Annotated in this window: 10 protein-coding genes and 1 pseudogene; 8 read left to right on the top strand and 3 right to left on the bottom strand. The window is 59.6% G+C overall.

Annotated elements, in window-relative coordinates; all coding sequences use genetic code 11:
• The first annotated feature begins 3 nt into the window (after positions 1-3).
• Together WN982_RS08280 and WN982_RS08275 are read left to right on the top strand one after the other, a co-directional pair.
• Entirely contained in the window at positions 4-873 is an 870-nt protein-coding gene (locus WN982_RS08280; protein WP_341315239.1) for an amidohydrolase family protein, read from the top strand.
• Between the two features lie 32 nt (positions 874-905).
• Complete coding sequence (locus WN982_RS08275) at positions 906-1,676, top strand: class II aldolase/adducin family protein (protein WP_341315238.1); 771 nt, start codon at positions 906-908, stop codon at positions 1,674-1,676.
• A 784-nt stretch (positions 1,677-2,460) separates the two neighbouring features.
• Here WN982_RS08275 and WN982_RS08270 read toward each other — a convergent pair.
• Positions 2,461-2,730 (bottom strand): annotated as a pseudogene (locus WN982_RS08270) (hypothetical protein); the annotation flags it as partial.
• 631 nt (positions 2,731-3,361) lie between these two features.
• Between WN982_RS08270 and WN982_RS08265 the strand changes: the two are divergent.
• Together WN982_RS08265 and WN982_RS08260 are read left to right on the top strand one after the other, a co-directional pair.
• Positions 3,362-3,598, top strand: coding sequence for a hypothetical protein (locus WN982_RS08265; protein ID WP_341315237.1), 237 nt, complete (start codon positions 3,362-3,364; stop codon positions 3,596-3,598).
• 83 nt (positions 3,599-3,681) lie between these two features.
• Positions 3,682-4,842 carry a hypothetical protein gene (locus tag WN982_RS08260; RefSeq protein ID WP_341315236.1) on the top strand — a complete coding sequence of 387 codons (1,161 nt, stop codon included), beginning with the start codon at positions 3,682-3,684 and terminating at the stop codon, positions 4,840-4,842.
• A 1,494-nt stretch (positions 4,843-6,336) separates the two neighbouring features.
• On the opposite strand, the gene WN982_RS08255 is transcribed toward WN982_RS08260, so the two are convergent.
• The gene (locus WN982_RS08255; RefSeq protein WP_341315235.1) at positions 6,337-7,584 is read right to left on the bottom strand and encodes a type II toxin-antitoxin system HipA family toxin; all 1,248 of its coding nucleotides are present in this window, start codon (positions 7,582-7,584) and stop codon (positions 6,337-6,339) included.
• Positions 7,577-7,912, bottom strand: a complete 336-nt coding sequence (locus WN982_RS08250; protein ID WP_341315234.1) for a helix-turn-helix transcriptional regulator — start codon at positions 7,910-7,912, stop codon at positions 7,577-7,579. Before WN982_RS08250 ends, WN982_RS08255 begins: the two co-directional genes overlap by 8 nt.
• 258 nt (positions 7,913-8,170) lie before the next feature.
• Between WN982_RS08250 and WN982_RS08245 the strand changes: the two genes are divergently transcribed.
• The 4 genes from WN982_RS08245 to WN982_RS08230 are packed head-to-tail and all read left to right on the top strand — an operon-like array spanning position 8,171 to position 15,811.
• A complete protein-coding gene (locus WN982_RS08245; RefSeq protein ID WP_341315233.1) occupies positions 8,171-9,649 on the top strand; it encodes a hypothetical protein in 1,479 nt (492 codons plus the stop codon).
• Entirely contained in the window at positions 9,646-10,377 is a 732-nt protein-coding gene (locus WN982_RS08240; RefSeq protein WP_341315232.1) for a hypothetical protein, read from the top strand. Before WN982_RS08245 ends, WN982_RS08240 begins: the two co-directional genes overlap by 4 nt.
• A gap of 2 nt (positions 10,378-10,379) precedes the next feature.
• Positions 10,380-14,780, top strand: coding sequence for a hypothetical protein (locus tag WN982_RS08235; protein WP_341315231.1), 4,401 nt, complete (start codon positions 10,380-10,382; stop codon positions 14,778-14,780).
• Positions 14,777-15,811: a Wadjet anti-phage system protein JetD domain-containing protein gene (locus tag WN982_RS08230; protein ID WP_341315230.1), complete on the top strand. Its 1,035-nt coding sequence runs from the start codon at positions 14,777-14,779 to the stop codon at positions 15,809-15,811. The genes WN982_RS08235 and WN982_RS08230 overlap by 4 nt, the downstream gene beginning before the upstream one ends.
• Positions 15,812-16,049: the final 238 nt, after the last annotated feature.

Raw genomic sequence — 16,049 nt, 5'->3', positions numbered from 1 at the left:
TTCATGTCCGCAACCTGCCAGGCACCACGCACGACGATCAGCACGCCCGAGCACAAGGCATCGCCCGGCGCGTGCGACTGCCATATTCATATCGCCGGTCCATTCGAACGCTTTCCGTTGAGCGAAGGCCGCGCGTACACGCCGCCCGAAGCGAAGCTGCGCCAGTACGAGCATGTGCAGGAGGTACTTGGCGTGCAGCGCGTCGTCATCGTGCAACCCAGCTTCTATGGCACCGACAACCGTTGCACGCTCGATGCCGTGGCGCACTTCGGCGCGCAGCGCAGCCGAGCAGTCGTCGTGATCGATCCGCATATCGGCGATGCGGAGTTGCGACAGATGCACGAAGCCGGCGTGCGTGGCGTGCGGGTCAATCTGGTCACGCCGGGCGGCCCGCCCGTCGAGCATCTGACACAACTTTCGCAGAAGATTGCGCCCTTCGGCTGGCACACGCAGATCTACGCGAACGGCGCCGATCTGCCCGACCTGATGCCGATACTGCGCCGCCTGCCGACCGACGTCGTCATCGATCACATGGGGCAGATTCCCGCCGCGTGGGGCACCGCGCATCCCGCCGTCGCGGCGTTGCGCGCGCTGCTCGATGGCGGCCGTGCATGGTTGAAGCTATGCGGATATCGTTGCTCGAACGACGGTTATCCGTTTGGCGATGTCGATGCGCTTGCGACGCTCTTCGCGCGCGTGGCGACGGAACGTTGCATGTGGGGCACCGATTGGCCTCATCCCAATCTCGAAGGCACGATGCCCGACGAAGGCGAACTGCTCGACGCGCTGACGCGTTGGGCGCCGTCGATGCAGGCGCAGCAACGCATCCTCGTGGACAACCCCGTCACGCTCTACGGGTTCGACCCGCAATGAGCCGTGCTATCCGATGAATTCTGGAGACGACCATGCAGATGGAACACAAGGACGTGAAGTCGATGGTATCCGAAGCGGAGTGGAATACGCGCGTCGACCTGGCCGCATGCTACCGGCTGATGCCTTATTTCGGCTTGAGCGACCTCGTGTACAACCACATCACCGCGCGCATTCCAGGCGACGACACACGCCTGCTGATCAACCCGTATGGCTACATGTACGAAGAGATCACGGCGTCGAGCCTCATCACCATCGATATCGACGGCAAGGTGCTCTTCAATCCGAACGATGGCGCGTACGGCGTCAACGCCGCCGGTTATGTGATTCACAGCGCGGTGCACGCGGCGCGGCACGACGTGAAATGCGTGATCCACACGCATAGCCGCGGCGGGCTCGCCATTTCGGCGCTGTCGTGCGGGCTCTTGCCGCTCACGCAAACGGCGATGCGTTTCAGTCCTGTCGCGTATCACGATTATCAGGGCGTCGCAATCGACCTTAAAGAGCGCAAGACGCTTGCTGAAGATCTGGGCAACGCCGAGGCGATGATTCTGCGCAATCATGGTCTGCTGGTTGCAAGCGCATCGATACCGCAAGCCTTCAACGCGATTTACTGGCTGGAAAACGCGTGCCGCGCGCAAGTCGATGCGATGGCGTGCAATACGGAGCTTCATTTGCCGCCGCAGCACGTGATCGACAAGACTGCGCACCTCTACAAGCCGGAAACGCGCCGCCCCTATGGCGAAATGGAATGGCCCGCGATGCTGCGCTTTCTCGATCGGCGGGATCCGTCGTATCAGACATAGGTTCGTGGGCCCGCAGCACTTTCGCGAGCGCGAGTGCATGTGGTTTCTTCAATTAGAGGGAGCGGCACGTCGCGGCCAATCAAGGCAAGGATCCCGTTGTCGACCATTGGGGGTATTCGCACTTAAGAGTGCAAAAACTGGCGGTAGAGGCGCGCGGAGCCGCCCGCGGCAGACGCTCGCGGCTCAGCGAACGTCGCAAGATGGCCGTAGACCGCATTAAAAGTGTCACCAGTTCGTAAATAAAACTGTCACTTGCCGTGAGCGAACCCGCACGGCAGACAAATCTGTCGAAAATTCAATGGATTCGCCCGTGCGAAATAAAAGTGTCACCGTCGGTGTTGAGGGACTGTGTCACTTCGAGTCGCCAAAGCGACCGTCTACGGCAAAACCGAAGCAACTGGTGCTGCGACTGCCTCCCTCCGGACCGATGAAATTGATACTCCCAAGATATCCAGCTGACGCGCAAGACACTGCTCACGAAGACGCAAACTCTCCCGGATCGTTCGCGTTGAAGCGTGACGTACTTCGTCCATCCGACGGCCGCTGTCACACGCAAGCGCTATAGACTCAACGAGGTCTGCCTGCGAAAAGAAATCGACAAGGAATCCATTCTGACCATCCTCAATGACCTCCTCCACGGGTGCGGTTTTCGATCCAACCACTAGACCTGTCACGGGTTCACTTCCTAGGGCGAATCCCGTACTCAGACTATTTGAGAGTATTGCAAATTTCGTGCCGCTCCATCGAGATCGCGGTGGGACTTGGCGGTGTGCTCCTCAGTATGCAAATCATCAAGGATAACTAACTCCTGTCGATCGACGTAACGAACCCAAAAGTCGGCAAGGCGCTGCTGCCCGTCGACATGCACATAGCCGGGCCGCTCGCAAAAGGTGATCGCCGCAGGATCCGCTTCGAGCAGAATCCACTGCTCAAGCAAGGCGTGCCTGTAAAACGTCAGCCGTCGGGCCAGCTTCGGGCTGAAGGCTTCGAACCGGTGTGCGCCACGCGGGCGGCCAAGCGCGACCGGCTCCGTGATGTGCAGGGAATTTTCCATAAGATCAATACCTTACGAACGGGATTCGAAGTGTAGGAGGTGAAGTGACAAATTTAATGCGGACTTATGCGAATTGACGCTTTTATTTCGTTCGGACTGCAAGCAAAACTGTCACTGCAACAGCGCGGCGGCCCGATGTTCCGAGGTCTGGTCGGTGACACTTTTAATGTGGTCTACGCGTGAAAGCGCCGGTCAACGTCGGTTGATGGCCGATACTGTTGCAAGGACTTCCCCCGATCTTGACTCTCGGGGGAAGTCCTTGCAACAGTATCGGCCCTTGACGGTCTTTGCCTTGGCTGCATCGAACGGATCTGCCTTTTTGGCGTCGCGGCGTTTATGGTTATCAGTGCGGTGATGGCTCGGGCGATTTCGTTCACCAGGCGTGCCGGTGACGCGCGGCCTGCCGCGATCGATGCCCGCACCTCGCGCGAAATCTCACCAGCAGCGTCGCACGTCCAGTTCGTCGCTAAATAAGTAGCTGCATTGATACGTTCGTTGCTACGAGACAATTGAACAAGCGGATCGTCCCAATAAAAAATTGCCCAATTCTTCATAAAAAAGCGGGCACTCCCCGTTTACTGATTGCCACGTCAACCCTGACGTGATTTTCAACCACTCAAGGAGATCCATCATGCCGAACATCAGCGATATTCATCGCCTCGTCACTGACATGAACAACAAGAACATCCTGAATACCAGCACCACGCTGAACGATTTGCTATCGATTTCTGCGGACAGTATCACCAATCCAGGCGTTCAAGCCGGCTGGTACGCGTTGGGTGGCGATCATTATGTCATCGTCTGTGGCCAAAACCCGGGCGCTACTGTGATCAATCAAGGTGCCGCTGCGCAAGGAAACGGCCAGTAACGCGCCGTAGAAGCCCCAGACGTGGTGCACGTAGCCATTTCCGCCCGCGAAGGTGCGGGCGAATTTTCCAAGCGAGCCCATCAATGCGCGACACCCGAAATAATCTTGCACACGTTCTTGGATTTGCGCGATCCTTGCTAATGGATCTGGACAGCTTTGCGGAATCGTCATCCGGTTATGATCCTACGCTGGATAGACATCAAATCCTGGATAAGCTAATTGCTGAAACGGCGCTGCTGCTCCTCATAGCAAACCGTATCCCTCAAAACTACGGTTTTCAAACAGATATTCGTGAGCTGAGCACGATTTTATCCCCACACGCCCGCACCGCTCGGCATCTCTTCCTGCTGGCTTCGAGCCCGCAAGCCGTCGGAGGCATTGCCCTAGCTCATATTGCACTGACGTGTCTAGGCGAGCGGGATGAAACTTTCGACGCCGCAGTACAGGCAGCATTTGCATCGCCCTATATTGATTCAATTGATCGACCCAATTTTCGACAGATGGAGATCAGATGGCTATACAGTCTCTACTCCAATACAATCCCCGATTTCTCGGATTTGCTTCCGTGCAGCATCATTAATAAACCCATGCATCCCATTTTCATGCGGCGGGAAGACGCATATGCAGTCACTCATGCGGCGATGTATCTAACCGATTTCGGTCGCTCGACATTTTTGCCTAGTATAGATCGATGGAAATTATGTGGATTTATTGACCATTCCATCTCTTGGTGTCTTGCCTATTCTGATTGGGATCTGCTCGGTGAGATTGTCATGGTTCAGCGTTTTCTTCGATCTCGCGATTCCATTTTTTCAAAAACAGCGAGTTCCGTATTATCGGATGTGTTTTCGCGCGACTGGTTCATACCGGGCCCCAATTTCATTGCCGAAACATATAGCGCGCTACCGGATAATCAGAAAATAGAATATGCCATGGTGCATGGGTATCACAGCACGTACGTTTACGGAATTTTATGCAGTCTTGACTTGATACGTGGTGAAAACACCGTGGGACACGATTTGGATGACGTCACCCCTTCAGATGAACAAGTGGTGGCAGCAAATTCGAAGCTGATTAAGCTCGCTCGGGAAGCACGTGGGGTAGAACTGATGCAAGAATTGGAACAACATCGCAATACCTGCATACCCCGAGTATCCGAAACATGCGAGGTTGCTGCGGAAGCGATCTGTCAAACGCTTAGAGCGAGTGCTTATAGACGGCTGGAGCTCGAGCCACGACACTGAGGTGTTCGACGCGCTAGGCGCGCCAAGACCGACCTGCTCGACGGCGACGATCTGCTGGCGATACTCAGGCGCCACCTCGCCGGTGAGCGTGTCTGGTCTGTGCTGCACTAGCCCTTGACCCAGTGGTTCAACCGGCGTTTTGCCGGCTTCGGCGAGCGCATGCGACGCGTGGGCATTGTGCCGTTGGCGCGGCGCCTGGCCGTCGCGCTATGGCGCTACCTCGAGCACGGCGAGATCCCAGCCGGGGCCTCGCTAGGCCCGCTGCCGCCTGAAGTTCCGGACAGCGCGGCTGCTCACGGGTGGCTTGGCACGGAACACATCATCACGATCAAAGGTAGACGCGCTCGTAATTGGCGCGGGTCACGACGCCGTGACCGTTCTGATAGATTGGGGCGCGCCCATAACTGCGGTTTGCCAGTGCGCCTCGCGCGCATGTTGCATGAGGTGCAGGATCTTCACGTCCTGCACGGGTAGAAGTTCGTTCCGGCACTGGCGGCTGGAGCGCTCGTCACACCCCGACCTTGGACCACGATCGATCTCCGACGTCAGCACCTGGGCGCCACGGCCTCATCGGTTCAAAGCGACATACTGGCGCCGCCATGAAGTCGAACCCACCCACGTGATGTGAACGGCTTGACAAACAAGTCCTCATAGAAGCGCCAATTCGCGGGCGCCCGATACCGGCCATTGCGAATGGCCGGTATGGCCGAGATGCTGGCATTGGGCATCGGGCAGGTTTCGGAGTGGACCTGTCGTTCGAGTGACGGCTCTATGGGATGGGCGGGCGGCAACAATTGGTCGGTTTCTACCTGTCAGAAAATTGACGGAGACTCGCCCTAGCACGAGAACGAGGTTCGGCAAGTTGGCAAGTGACGTTCCGCGAGCGAATAGGCACCCTCGATGAACAGCAATCCTAATTTCATACAGATCAAAACCTTCCGACTCCGATGAGAATCCCGAACGATTCTGCAATTCGAAGCTCACGCTTCGTCGCGGCGACAATTAGGGGCCTGCCACTCGTTCCCGATACCGTTGACGCATCTGACGGTATCAAGATGACAGCCCTGCAGGCTGCCACAAAATACCGTCAAATTTCGCGTACCGGGATCCGAAAAGGTGCCGATGAGAGGGAAAACCGCTATATTTTTCAAAAAGTTACGGACCGAATTCGGCAATAGAGCATTCGGTACACATTATTCACCGATCAGCGTAACCAATTGATTTAACGAGGATTCCCCCCTACTCCCACTCGATCGTCAATCCAATGGCTGGAGCCTTGTCGAGACGGGCGCTTCCGCCCAATCATGCGGCGCCGATACCGTCAGCTATACCGAAAATCCTGCCCGGCACTCAACGGCTTTCGTCGGACCGCACGGGAGAATCCCTGCCCACTTGGTTTCAAAAATCGCGAACACTGGTCGTCTCAGGACGAATTGTGAGCGCGATACCGTCGCTGATACCGTCAGGCTCGTTCGAACGCGGCCCTCCATACCGTCACAACCGCAATGCTGCACTAAGATCGTCGTGCTCGAAGGCGCTTGCCATGCGTGCGATCTCTGCGCGCCTGCAACCGACTTCCTGAGCAACTGCCTGCCATGTCCGTGTCACATCGGCCACCTCCCGGATCGTGGCCCGAGCCTGTTTCAGCGACAAGCCGAAAAACTCCGCCGCATTTTCAAGGAGGGCAACCGAACACGTTCCCTCGTCGAGATCGATGTTAGTCGTCAGGATGCGCGCCTTGACGTCGGTTGGCGTGGGATTGAGATCATAGGCCGGTGACAATACCCAACCGTCGCGACCGGCCCAGAGGAAACCGTGGTTGCGCAAATGGTCATCGACATTGGAAACCAGTACGTTGAAAGTCACGCGGCGATACAACTGTGCAGCATCGGCCCGCGCCTTCGCACCGTGTTGCGTCAGTGCATCAACCAGTTCGGGGTAGCTGCCGCGTTGGCCGTCCCGCGATCCTGTCATCGACATGGCCGAGAGAAAGGGAATGCGAGTACTCCCAGCGCGATCGAAGCGACGTGACAACAGCACAGGCTTGCCCGCTACCTGTAGCAGTTCGTGATGCGGGGTGGAAATGCCGCCGCGTTCAGCCAATCGCAGGGCGACTTCCTCCCAAGCCTCGATGCTGTATTCGTCGGTCTCCTTCGGAAATTTGGCAATCGACAAATGGCCGTACTGGTCGATGACCGATGCCTTGGGGCGCGCGCCACCGAGTGACGACCCCGGCGCGAAGATCAGTTGCAGATCCTCATCAGTTTCCTCGTCCCGCAGGATGCGCTCGGTGATTTGCAGCAGCCGCCCCAATTCGATCAGCGCGGGGACACCGGCGGGCACCGGCACCTGGAATTCGTCTTCTCCGCTCCAGCGGAATCGCAGCGCGCCCAGGCGCGTTTCATCAGCTACGCCCAGCAGATAATCCAGTTCACCGAGCGTGCGGACGCGCCGTCTTTCCCGTTCGGCCTGTCGACGCTCCGCGCGCTGCATGAGGCGGCGCCCCCAGGTATCGGGCGCTGAATCGCCGATCGAACCAAAGATGGATTGATCTGGCGGCGGTGGAAAGACACCGCGCGTCAACGCCAGCGCCGGCTCAATCGAAAAGCGCTCGTCGTCGGCCAGCCAGGTCTCGTCATATTCGAACGTGACCGTTTCTTCTCGGCGCGATGCATGGCGTCTGAGCAACCCCACTGGTCGCGGCGTGCCGTCGAGATCGATATACACCTCGACATCAGCCATGATCACTCTTCCCCCTGATACGGGGCAACCGGACGCGCTGAGGCAACGCCGCGGTTGCCAGCGACTGCCCCACAGTATCCCGGGTGGCGTCGGCAACCTCCAGTAGTCCATCCAAAAGCCCAAGTGCTTGCAGCACGGCCGCATAGATGCCGATGCTCACGCCTGGATCGCCCGCCTCGACGCGCTGCAAAGTCGCTCTCGACGTGAAAGCCCGCTCGGCAATCACCGCCATGGTCAACCGGCGACGACGACGCGCGTCGTGAATATCGGCGCCCAACTTGCGCAGCGCCCGCCGGACGCCAGCAGAAGGAGCGTGAGGAGTCGGCATTTTGCTACCTTCGTAAGTCTTTATGCCTGACAATGTATCATGAAAATGACGCCCCCCCCCTAACGACATGACTACGGAGGACGATCAGGGGCCAAGCCATTTCATAAACCGCGAAGCGCCGACATTTCAGATAATTCGTGAGAGATGCGGCAATCAGTACCGTCATACTCGTCGCTGATCTCGGCAAAGTCTGGTAACAATTGCGGTAGCATGACGATCTTTCGAATTCCTTTCATATAAAAATACGGATAGGTCCTGATGGATGGCCAAGCGACAACCACCGCCCCTGCCGCCACGCTGACAACGTTGGGTGGCTTTGGCCTGCTCGACCTGTCCCGGCAACAGCGCAACCTCTTGCTTCTTCGCCCGGTATTCCAGCTTGAGCGCTATAAGATGATGCTCGGGGACGAAAGCGGTTTAGACCGCAGCCTCTTCCAGGGTGTCGACACGCATTACCTTGCATTGTCAGCACTCGATCAGATGATGGAAGCCACCACGGTCTCCAGTGGAAGTACCTCGACGGAAATCCTGACGTATCTTGCCGAAGTCGCAATACGGATGAAACCGACACTCTCGGCGCCTCAGGCCCGGCGCGTAGCGGAAGTCGTCCTCGATGCACTGGACAACAAGGCCAACAACCATCGCGAGTTCAGCTTCGAGTATTTTGATGCCCCAAGCGGGAGCACCAACAGCATTCGGTTCCGCCTTGTACGGTTCGAGCCCGACGCCGAAGATGTATATCGGTACCGCCCAACGGCGGAAGGCTATCTGGTCTACCTCGGAATGTTGGATCTCTCGCCGGAGGACTCCCAGGAGTTGATGGAAAAGATGCTGGACCTTCTGGTGCAACGCGGGCGCTTCGACGCAGCTCTGGAAATCGCACGCCGCGCCCGCAAGCTATCCATCGAGTACCGTCAGCTCATTCGTGATCGCCTCTACCAAGCCTACCGCGCCCCGGGAAGCGTCAACTGGAGCCGCGACATGGCCGGGCGGCTCGACGAGGCGCGGACGCACGTTCGTCAGCGCCAAGCCGAAGACGCCCGGATGGAGGAAGCCGTTGGCGAGGCCCTGCTTGGCGCCGATGAGCCGAAGACGCGCGAAAGTCTCGTACAGCTGAAGGAAACCATCCGTAGCGCCAGCCTCATCCGACTACAGCTTGTCACTGATATCAACGTAGCGCCCGAGCGTTTCATCGAGGCGCAGCGCGCGGTCTTCCGTGCACGCAAGCCCACCGGTCTCCCGGACCTTGAGCCGCAACTCCTTCCGCAGCTCGGCAACCTTCCGACCCAAGTACTCTCGGCAGAGGCGGACGTCTTCATCAGTGCGTTATACCCACCGGTGTGGCCGAGGGTGTACGACCTGAACTCGGTGTTCGCCCTGCTACTGGAGCGGCGTGGGGAAGATGCAGAGGTCGAGACTGACCCAGGCTCGATTGAGAAGCTCGAACCCCTGCCCGACCAGTTTTCGAAGGAACTCGTACAACGCGCCAACGACTGGCTGGCAGGCAAGTTCTCCGCCGGCCAACGGCTGCGCATCGACCAGCTGCTGGATGCCGCCGAGGACGAAGGCCTAGACCGGACGACGCGGCGGTGCCTCGTTCTCATCCTGTTCCGCTCGTTTGCGCGGTCTGAGAGCGAGTTCAAGAACGTGAGCGTCGAACTCACGGGAGACACCTTTCATCTCGACATCGCTCAGGGCAGCGCTCTCGAGTTCGTTCCCCAGGGAGAGTCAGAATGAATGCAGAACCTACCGTGCGCAACGCCGCGCGACTGACCTACAAGGCGCTGCACACGACGTTGTCGCCCATCAATGACTCGGAGTACCGCGAACTGCTTGCCCTGTGCAGGGCCGACCCCGCATTCAGACGCTACGTCGAGGATGTCGCGGCCGGCATGGAACTGCAAATTCTCGACTTGAGCGAGCAGCGTGGGCTCATCGTAGTTCCGGCCTCCAAGGATAGCCGCTTCGCAGTGCGTCTCACGGATATCCGCAGCGGCATGACTCCAGACCAGAAGGCCGCACTCGTGCTTGCCCACATCGCCATCGCCGCGGTCTTCTTCCCAACGACTGATGGATTGGACGACGACAGCTACTCCCCGCCCCCGGCGTCTGTGGCCACCTGCCGCGACACACTCTATGCACTGGCGCGGCGCCTTAAGGAGACATCTGACCTTCCGCCGGACGTGCCACCTGAGCTTGCTCCCGGCTGGGAGACGATTTCAGCACTTCCAGTAGCAATCCCATCCGGTCAGCGAGCGTCGCATGCCTCGGTTGTCGGCGTCGTCAAGATTGCGCTGAACCAGATGGCGCAGAACGGACTTGTTCGGCTTGACCACGACGCGGAAGACGAGGCGGCTGCGACCTACACGCCCACCTTTCGGCTGCGTGTGCAGCTGCGAGAACTGGCGCTACGGCGACTCTACGAGATGGCGCAACTGGCTACGACCGAGCGCAAGGCGGCGTGACCATGCAGAAGATTTCCCGCATTCACCTGGGCAACTGCGGATACCGCACCGCATGGTACGAAGGGATGACTTTCGAGCTGACCGACCCGGACAGCGGCCAACCCACCGACACGCTCGTCAACCTGGAGAATGGCGGCGGCAAGACCACGCTCATCGGGCTTGTGTTCTCGTGCTTCGAGACCGCTCAAGAGAGGTTTCTCAAACACATCCAGAGCAAGCACAACACGTTCTCTCAGTACTTCACTCACGATGGCGCGCCTGGTTTCATCATCCTTGAATGGCTCATGCCGTCCAGAATGGCAGGAGGCAAGCCCTACCGTCTGGTGACCGGCCAGGCGATCGCGGTAAGGTCGCACACCGAGCCACCGGAAGTCGACCGCATGTTCTTTTCATTCGAGGAGCACGCCGATCTCGGCCTGGTAGACATCCCGGCCCCAGGTCTGGCGCAGCCCACGCCATCCTCCATGCAGGAGTTTTCTCGCTGGCTACACACGCAGCAGAAGAAGTACCCGGGTGACGTTTTCATCAGCCACAACCGCCAAGCGGAGTGGCAGCGGCATCTGAAAGACGAGCGTCTCATTGACCTGGACATGTTGCGCATGCAGGTCAACTTCTCGGCGCAGGAAGGCGGTTTCGACACGGGTTTCCTCGACTTCAAGACGGAAGGCGAGTTCCTGCGCAAATTCCTGAATCTGACCAGCGACACCACGAAGGCCGACGAGGCACGCAAGCTGGTGGTTGCGGTATGCGAGAAGCATCGCCGCAAGCCTCAGTTCCAGAAGCGTCGTGATGAGCTAACCAAGTTCAGGGCATCACTGAACGCTTTCGCCGAGTCTGCTCATCTGTACCTTGAGACGCTTGCCGCGCAGCGCTCGATGCTAATTCGGGGCGCTCAGATGGTCCAGGCCTTGCAGGCCCGGGCCGTCTCCTTGCGCCTTGACCACGACCGAGAAGTGGAGTTTGAGCAGACCCAGCGAGGACTGGCCTCGGCTGCGCTCGCGGACTCGACGTTGTACACGAAGGAGCAGGCGACGGTCACCTGGGCCTGGCACCAGAAGCGCAGCACGCAGGCGAAGGCGCGCAAGGAGGCGGCCGATGGCCAGGTGAAGAAGTTGGAGCGGGACGAACGACTCATTCGAGCGGCGCGACTGCAGAAGGAAATCGTCGGCGTCGACGAAGAACTCAAGGAGCTTGACGCGCTGGCCGAAGCCGAGCGCGCGAATCTCAAACCGACGAAGGACCACGTCAAGATTCAAGGGGCGCTGCTGCGCCGAGCACTGTTCAACGAAGAGCAGCGACTGAAGGCAACGCTCCAAGTGCTCGATGAGCGAGCTACCGCGCGAGAGGAAGAACGAACGACCCTTCGCAAGCAACGAGCGCAAGCCGAAGCTGACGAGCTCCGTCAGGTAGAAGCACGCTCGAAGCTTCAAGCGGCCGAAGAGTCCTACACGCGTCGGAGGCAATCTCTTGAAGTCGATGGGACCCTTCTCGGGCCCGAGGAGACAACTGCGGAGGCGCTCGAGCGACTCGATGCGTTGGTCGCGGCCGCAGCTGCGGAGCGAGATGTGCATCGAGAGTCCAGGGCCAGATGCACCAAGGAGGCAGGGGAGCATCGGAATGCCGCAGCAGCAGAGCGCGTGCGCGTAGCCGAGCTGGCTGGCAAGGCCCGAGCACTCGACGAGTTCATCGCACGAGGGGAATCCGAGCTCGAACGCCTGGCACAGTTGCCTGCTCTTCTGAGCGCCGTCGAATCCGACCGCGTCGACCCGCTGTCTGCGGCCTTGCCTGCCCGCTTACGCGAAGTCGTCTCCGAGTCGGCAAAACAAGTATCGCTAGGGGACGTTCGCCTGGCGGAACTACGCGCCACCAAGCAGGCTATTGATGAGACCGGGGTTGCTGGCAACAGCATAGACGTTGCACTCGTCGTCGAGACACTTCTACAGGCAGGGGTCCGCTCGGCCAAAGCCTATAGCGAGTACATCTCACGCGCCCTGCCGGATGCCTCCAAGGCGCGGGCGCTCGTCGCCAGCGACCCCGCACGCTTCCTCGGCGTCTCCGTGGCGTCCACGGAACTTGATAAGGCCAGGGCCGTCTCCTGGGAGGCACGGCGGCCTACCCGTCCTGTGGTGGTATCAGCGACAACCCTTGAGCCTGCAGCGCAACTGGCGGAGCGCCTGGTCGTCCCTGCCGAGGACGATTCGGCCTTTAACATCGAGGCTGCCGCCAAGCTGGGCTCGAACCTCGAGACCCGCGTCTCTGATGAAAGCGAGCGTCGATCCGCGTATCGGGAGCGCCACGACCAAACGCTGAAGGCAATCCACGAGCTGGATACGTATGCGAAGGAATTCGGCGACGGAAAACTTGGACGGGCACGAGCCGACAAGGTGGCCCTCGAAGAAGACGCTGCCGCGGCGACAGCACGCGCGGAGTCCCTCGAATCGCTCTCGCTTGAGCTGGATGAGAAGGCTCAAGGGCTGGAGCTGCAAGCCCAAGCCGCCGATGCGAGACGCCAGGCTGCACTTCTATCTTCCGCAGCAGTTCGCACGTTCCAGAGCGAACACGAAGCCGGCCATGCGGAGCGCGTCCGCCGACTGGCGGATGTAGCGCAAAGCATCACCGCAGCACAGGAGAGCAAGTCCGCAGCCGATGAGGGCCTTGAGCGACTGCAGGGTGAACACGACCGCGACCACGGTTTGCGCGTGAGCACTGACCATGAACTCAAGGTCGCGGGCGAAGAGCGTGCGGGCGTTGCTCACTACGACAAGGACTATCCGGCTCACGAACAGCTGTTGCGGAACCCGCGACCGGTAGAGACGTTGCGCCGCATCTACAGCGATGCAGAAGCGGCCTATCTGGCCGAAGAGAGCGAGCGATTGGGGCTGTTGGCGCACAAGCTGGAAGATGCTCGAAAGCGCCGCGAGGACAAGGCCAAGGAGTTCACCCGCGAATACAAGGGTGTTCAGATGGCGGACCTTGCTCCCTTCCTGGACGTGAACCATGAAGATGCGTTGGCCAACGTCGAGACTGCGCTGGAGGCGGCCAAGCCAGAGCAGGTGAACGCCGCTTCAAATCTGCAGGTCGTGAACGGCGAGTCAAGAAAGTGGTTGGACTCAAACAAGACGAACCTTGGCCCCGCGGTACCTGCTCACGAGGCTTTGGACCTGGATGCTCTGGCCGCTCTCATGGCTGAGGCCGAGAACCGCGTGATCGCGGCGTTGGAACGGATGCGTGCGGCCAACGAAGCCGCGAACCAAGCCGCGGACCGAGCCAATCGGAAGCGCACGGACGCGGAGGCCGACGGTAAGGTTGAGGAGCTGCTGCGCAGCAGCATGGGGTTTGAAGACAAGCCCAACCCAGTGCTCATTGCAGCGGAAATCGGCGCCCAAGTGGGAATGACCTTAGAGGTGCCGGACCCCGACAGTCTGGTTCTCGAGGCCGACGCCAGCAACCAAGTCAACGCCCTGCTAAAGAACTACACGGGGAAGAACCAAGGTGTCAGCAAACTGCAGACCAAGGCCCGCGCTGCCTTCGACCTCCTCAAGGCGGCTGCGTCGGAGCAGTCGTTCCGCGAGGTCGACCCCGATGTCGCGCAGCAGATGGTCGCCAACGAGTTCGGTGCGGCGTGTACGGACGCGAAACGGCTCCTAGAGCATCTGGACGACCGCATCGCGACGACCGAGGCAACGCTACGGTCGATGCAAGCTGACTTCGATGCCTGCGTCGAGGAGGTTCTCGCCGTCGTCCGCTCGGCCATCACGACGCTGAATCGCGCGACGAGCAAGGACAAGTCAGTGCCGGTGGGTGCCCCATACGTCGGTGGCAAGCAAGTCCTGAAGATGCGGGCAAACTTCGGCTCGGTGCCAGTCGAGACGCGACGCCTGACTCTCAGCGCCTACCTCGACACGTTGGTTGATACAAACGTGTTCCCTCCGCGCGGTACAGACCTCATCGCCGACGCTGTGGCGCGCGTTTATGGGCGTCCGCTAGGACTGCAAGTCCTGAAGATGTCCATCGAGGAGACAGAGCAGTACGTACCGGTTGAGCGGGTTTCGAACTCCGGTGGCGAAGGCGTCGTCATGGCGATGTTCCTATACCTGGTTATCAACCAGTTGCGGGCTGAGAACCACGCGCAGGTATATCGCATTGCCGGTGGGCCGCTCATCCTCGACAACCCGTTCGCGAAGGCCACCAGCCCCGCCATGTGGCGCGCCCAACGGCTGCTGGCCGAGGCCATGAACGTCCAATTGATATTCGCCACGGCGCTTCAGGACTTCAACGCTCTCGGCGAGTTCCAGCGATTCATCCGCCTGCGCCGCGCCGGACAGAACAGCAAGACAAGACGCTGGCACCTCGAGTTCGCGAACCTGAAGCTCAACAACCTGCCCGAGGAGTTGACGGATTGAGCGAGTTCCTTGAAGCGCTGCTGTCATCGCCGCGCAAGCGTGTGCCACTCGACGAGCTGCGCCGGCACTACTTCTCGCTGTACCCAGATGTCCAGAACAGCCCAGACCGTGGTGTGCTGCTGCTGAGGGCGCTGAAGGAGCTGGAAGCTGACGGTGCCATCTCGCTGCCGGCTACCAGAAGTTGGGAACAGGCTGGCTCGCCCGCTCTTCCACTTTGGGTCACGTTGAATAGCTCACCTCGCTCCAAGGCTTCTGTCAACCATGCCGACGTGATCTGGGCGCCGGAGCTGGGGTTCTGGCCGGAGTTGAGGCCATCGCAGTTGTCAGCGCTACGGCCCATCAATGACTTCCTACTCCGACGCCGAGGGGCTTTCTCCTCGGTTCCAATCAAGGAGCGTTCCTTGGAAATCTTCGGCGACGAGAAGCGGCTCGACAACATGTGTACCGGAGACTTCCTCTTTGGTGGGCGGCTTCCAATCTCCGTCATCGGTTGCTTCCGGGTGCCCCAGCCGCTGCCGTATCGCGAGGTTGGTGCGCCTGGCAAGTCCGTACTCGTTGTCGAAAACCACAACACGTACTGGAGCTTCACCGAATGGAACGAGGCCACGCGACGATACACGGCGGTCATCTATGGCGGAGGTGAAAACTTCAGGCTCACTGGGCGAGCATTGCGCCAAGCGATGCAAGAAACAGGAGCTTCTTCAGCGGAGTACTTCGGCGACCTGGACCCGAAGGGCTTGTCGATTCCGCTGGACTTCAACCGTTCCGTCGAGCCAGGCTATCCGACCGTTTCTGCGGCGCTCCCGTTGTACCGCTGGTTGCTTACGAACGGTGTGCGGCGTGAAAAACCCGAGTGTGCAACCTATTTAACAGGACTGGCGGCTGCCTGGCTCGGCGCAGAGCTGGCCGCGAAACTAGAAGCAGTTTGGTCTGCGGGCATGTGGCTGCCTCAGGAGGCGCTGGGCACTGAGCAACTCCATGCTGGCGCCATTGGCATCAAGGCTGCATCCACTGGCGGCTTGGACGGCTAAGCGTCAAAGCGCATGGCTTTAACAAGTCAAGGATGCCGTCGGCACCGCTGACGGTATCAAGCAAGCCCATCCGCATGCCGCCCGCACATACCGTCAGAAATACCGTCAAATGACGGTTGCTCGGCCTCCACACAGGGCGCAGGCGCAGGTTGACAATCCCCCTAGCGATCAAGGACTTACGGACCTGCGCTCGGCAATTTAGAATCGGGCACGCGTGATTTATCGACCATCACAAGTC

This window comes from Paraburkholderia sp. IMGN_8, from assembly GCF_038050405.1.
Lineage (GTDB): Bacteria > Pseudomonadota > Gammaproteobacteria > Burkholderiales > Burkholderiaceae > Paraburkholderia.
This window is presented reverse-complemented; position numbering and strand designations above follow the sequence as displayed.

What these genes read in the sequence shown, in the direction of transcription:
- WN982_RS08280 (WP_341315239.1), top strand. Translation starts at nt 4, where the DNA reads ATGTCCGCAACCTGCCAGGCACCACGCACGACGATCAGCACGCCCGAG.
- WN982_RS08275 (WP_341315238.1), top strand. Translation starts at nt 906, where the DNA reads ATGCAGATGGAACACAAGGACGTGAAGTCGATGGTATCCGAAGCGGAG.
- WN982_RS08265 (WP_341315237.1), top strand. Translation starts at nt 3,362, where the DNA reads ATGCCGAACATCAGCGATATTCATCGCCTCGTCACTGACATGAACAAC.
- WN982_RS08260 (WP_341315236.1), top strand. Translation starts at nt 3,682, where the DNA reads ATGCGCGACACCCGAAATAATCTTGCACACGTTCTTGGATTTGCGCGA.
- WN982_RS08255 (WP_341315235.1), bottom strand. Translation starts at nt 7,584, where the DNA reads ATGGCTGATGTCGAGGTGTATATCGATCTCGACGGCACGCCGCGACCA.
- WN982_RS08250 (WP_341315234.1), bottom strand. Translation starts at nt 7,912, where the DNA reads ATGCCGACTCCTCACGCTCCTTCTGCTGGCGTCCGGCGGGCGCTGCGC.
- WN982_RS08245 (WP_341315233.1), top strand. Translation starts at nt 8,171, where the DNA reads ATGGATGGCCAAGCGACAACCACCGCCCCTGCCGCCACGCTGACAACG.
- WN982_RS08240 (WP_341315232.1), top strand. Translation starts at nt 9,646, where the DNA reads ATGAATGCAGAACCTACCGTGCGCAACGCCGCGCGACTGACCTACAAG.
- WN982_RS08235 (WP_341315231.1), top strand. Translation starts at nt 10,380, where the DNA reads ATGCAGAAGATTTCCCGCATTCACCTGGGCAACTGCGGATACCGCACC.